This window comes from Moorena sp. SIO4G3 (genome assembly GCF_010692305.1).
GTDB classification, from domain to species: Bacteria; Cyanobacteriota; Cyanobacteriia; order Cyanobacteriales; family Coleofasciculaceae; genus Moorena; species Moorena producens_A.
The window spans coordinates 1-3210 of sequence record NZ_JAAHIG010000609.1; the positions used below are offsets into that span (position 1 = coordinate 1).

At 45.3% G+C, this 3210-nt stretch carries 5 protein-coding genes; 3 read left to right on the forward strand and 2 right to left on the reverse strand.

Features of this window, described 5'->3' with window-relative positions; translation table 11 throughout:
• The first annotated feature begins 167 nt into the window (after positions 1 to 167).
• Both F6J99_RS46035 and F6J99_RS43570 read left to right on the forward strand, forming a co-directional pair.
• The gene (locus tag F6J99_RS46035; protein WP_365975426.1) at positions 168 to 431 is read left to right on the forward strand and encodes an element excision factor XisH family protein; all 264 of its coding nucleotides are present in this window, start codon (positions 168 to 170) and stop codon (positions 429 to 431) included.
• 127 nt (positions 432 to 558) lie between these two features.
• Complete coding sequence (locus F6J99_RS43570) at positions 559 to 900, forward strand: XisI protein (RefSeq protein WP_293123312.1); 342 nt, start codon at positions 559 to 561, stop codon at positions 898 to 900.
• 113 nt (positions 901 to 1013) lie between these two features.
• On the opposite strand, the gene F6J99_RS43575 is transcribed toward F6J99_RS43570, so the two are convergent.
• Entirely contained in the window at positions 1014 to 1289 is a 276-nt protein-coding gene (locus F6J99_RS43575) for a hypothetical protein (RefSeq protein ID WP_293123315.1), read from the reverse strand.
• Between the two features lie 455 nt (positions 1290 to 1744).
• On the opposite strand from F6J99_RS43575, the gene F6J99_RS43580 reads away from it, so the two are divergent.
• Positions 1745 to 2554, forward strand: coding sequence for a HAMP domain-containing sensor histidine kinase (locus F6J99_RS43580; protein WP_293123318.1), 810 nt, complete (start codon positions 1745 to 1747; stop codon positions 2552 to 2554).
• 407 nt (positions 2555 to 2961) lie between these two features.
• Here the strand turns inward: F6J99_RS43580 and F6J99_RS43585 are convergent.
• Positions 2962 to 3210: hypothetical protein (locus F6J99_RS43585; RefSeq protein ID WP_293123321.1), on the reverse strand; the 249-nt coding region annotated here is incomplete at its 5' end.

The following is a 3210-nucleotide window of genomic DNA, read 5'->3' on the forward strand; positions in this document are numbered from 1 at the left end:
TTCAATGATTGCTTCTATCACTTTTTTTCGGAGATCGTAACTATAGGGTTTGGGCATCGGTAATGGGATTGCTGTGTCTCAAACACTACTTCTAGTCTATGTCCTAACCGCTCTGGCGGCTGCTATATCATCAACTAGTAAAAGCTGCGCTAGTCAAGGAAAGATGGTTGATTACGGATGACCCCCTCATTGTAGAAGCTGGCAAACGTAAGATTCAAGTGGATTTGGGAGCTGAACGGTTAATTGCTGCTGAAAAAGATGGTGAAAAAATTGCTGTAGAAATAAAAAGCTTTATTGGTGTCTCAACGCTTCATGATTTTTACCAAGCTTTGGGGCAGTTTAGTTTTTATAAGTTTGCGCTTGAAAAAAAGATGCCTGAGCGAACATTATTTTTAGCGGTACCCCAGGTGCGCTTTCCGTTGGCGAATTAAATTCGCCACGGGTCGCACCTGATGATACCTATGACGATTTTTTCAAGGAAGACTTTATTATGGAAATCCTGGCTCGCTATCAGGTGAAAATGTTGGTGTATCGGATAGAAGAAGCAATTATTGAGCGATGGATAAAGTAGGGAAGTATAAGTCAATTGTTCGTCAAATCACCATCGAAACCGGGAAGCTGGGTGAGCGTCCTGATGATCAGGTTAAGAGTCAGATTATTTTAGATGATGAGAGGGGACACTACCTGCTTTATTTTAATGGATGGCGTGGCTCTAAACGAACTTACGGTTGTTATTTACATATTGATGTTAATAACGATGGGAAAGTTTGGGTACACTACGATGGCACTGATTTGCGTATTGCTGAGCAATTGGTAGAGCTATCAATTCCTAAATCAGATATTGTATTAGGATTTATCTCACCAATTAGGCGAGAAGATACCGGGTTTGCTATCAGCTAAGTCAATGGATGTACAAATGGGTTCCCGTAGCCTGACAAGCGGGTCAATCGCGTTTACAGCCTTTGAATCGGCGTTGCTGAATCAAGCACTGAATGCGCGATCATTTGGTTTTACTAAAGCCCCCTAAATCCCCCAATTTTGGGGGACTTGTCTTGATGCAGTCGCTCATGGGGGAAACCCCCAAGACCGCGCTGCATCGCTTGATAGTTTGGTTCCCCCCAGCGAGGGATTGCTCGCTGGGGGGCTAGGGGGGCAAAACCATACGCATAATCAGCAACGCCTTTGAATCTTGCGATGATCAAAGCGCGAGTGGCGGGGAAACTGCCACCAATGAAGCCAAAGTAGGGTGGGCAAATCGACAGTATTCGAGTACTAATGGTCAGATTCACAGTATTTGCCCACCCTACCACTTCGTACGGAGCGAGATAATTGCACCACGGGATAGCCCACCCTACCCCGATTCTCCCGATTCATACCAAGCCTAAGTAGGGTGGGCAAATCGACAGTATTCGAGTAACAATAGTCAGATTCACAGTAATTGCCCACCCTACAACTTCGTACGGAGCGAGATAATTGCACCACGGGATAGCCCACCCTACCTATCCCGATTCTCCCGATTCATACCAAGCCTAAGTAGGGTGGGCAAATCGACAGTATTCGAGTAACAATAGTCAGATTCACAGTAATTGCCCACCCTACCACTTCTCGCCGCCAGACCTTATGGTGATCAATTGCTCCACTACTATGAACCGATGAGTTTGGTGGGCAAATGGACACGTTGAGGTGAGGATAGGGTTCAAATTGAGGTATTTGCCCACCCTACTCCTTTGGCTAAGTAATGTTGATGAGTCAGCTAACTGAGAGTATTTCTGCTGATGATTTGGGAGATGTGCAAATACAGCTCGATAATGCTCCCACTGAAGTTAGAGAATTGGCACAAACCTTTGACGAAATGCTCGTGCGTCTGAATGATGCCTTAGAAAATCAACGGCAATTTGTTAGCAATGTATCCCATGAATTGCGTACTCCTTTAACCTTAGTCTCTGGCTATGTCCAAAGTACCTTACGTCGCGGTGCTAATTTGAGTCCACCTCAGCGCGAAGCCCTAGAAATTGCTTCTTCAGAAGCTGACCGCACTGTGCAAATGTTGCAGGATTTACTGGATTTAGCACGAGCAGATAGTGGTCATATACACTTCAATCTAGAAAGCTTTGTTCTAGATGACTTGGTCGAAGAAGTGGCTGAGATGGCAAGACAATATAGTAAGCGAGTTATTAAAGTAGAGAGTAATAAACCTGGGATTTGGGTCAAAGCTGATATCAATCGCCTCAAACAAGTCTTACTGAATTTGATTGATAATGCCGTCAAATACTCTAGTATCGATAAACCAGTCACTGTTAAGTTATCTCAGGTAGATGGCCGTGGCCGAATTGAGGTCTGTGATCGTGGTATTGGTATTCCTTTAAAACAACAAGCCCGTATTTTCGACCGCTTCTATCGGGTCGATGAAACTAGAACACGTTCTACAGGTGGCGCGGGTTTGGGACTATCTATTGTCAGGACTTTGGTCGAGGGGATGGGGGGGAATGTCAAAGTGCGATCGCAGTTAAACCAAGGCAGTATATTTACGGTTTGCTTACCGTTACAGTGCTAGGAAATACTGCAGGGCATCAGGAATTATGTATCTAGCAATTCTACGACAAGTGAGGTACACAATTTCTAGATTTTAGGGAACAGGGAACAGCGATGCAGCGAGGTCTTGGGGGTTTCCCCCATGAGCGACTGGATCAAGACGGGAACAGGGAACAGGGAAGAGATAAGAGGGAATAGCGATGCGCTGCCTTAAAACAGGGAATCAACGTCAAAGAATACTGTACCTCATGAGTCCTAGCCCAAGTAGCAAGCTCTTGTAGGGTGGGCAAATCGACAGTATTCGTGATCTAATGGTGAGATGCACAGTATTTGCCCACCCTACCACAAACACCCGTGCGAGATAATTGCACCACTCCACTACTATTATTGACCGATGAGTAGGGTGGGCAAATCCACAGTATTCGTGATCTAATGGTGAGATGCACAGTATTTGCCCACCCTACCACTTCGATCGCAGCGAGATAATTGCACCACTCCACTACTAAGGAATGATGAGCCCAAGTAGGGTGGGCAAATCGACAGTATTCGACTACTAATGGTCAGATTAACAGTAATTGCCCACCCTACCACATAGATCCCAGCGAGCAAGCTATAGTAGGGTGGGCAAATCGACAGTATTCCTGATCTAATGGTCAGATTAACAGTAATTGCCCACCA

Coding starts and splice junctions, on each gene's coding strand:
- F6J99_RS43570 (WP_293123312.1), top strand. CDS start 559: ATGGATAAAGTAGGGAAGTATAAGTCAATTGTTCGTCAAATCACCATC.
- F6J99_RS43580 (WP_293123318.1), top strand. CDS start 1,745: ATGAGTCAGCTAACTGAGAGTATTTCTGCTGATGATTTGGGAGATGTG.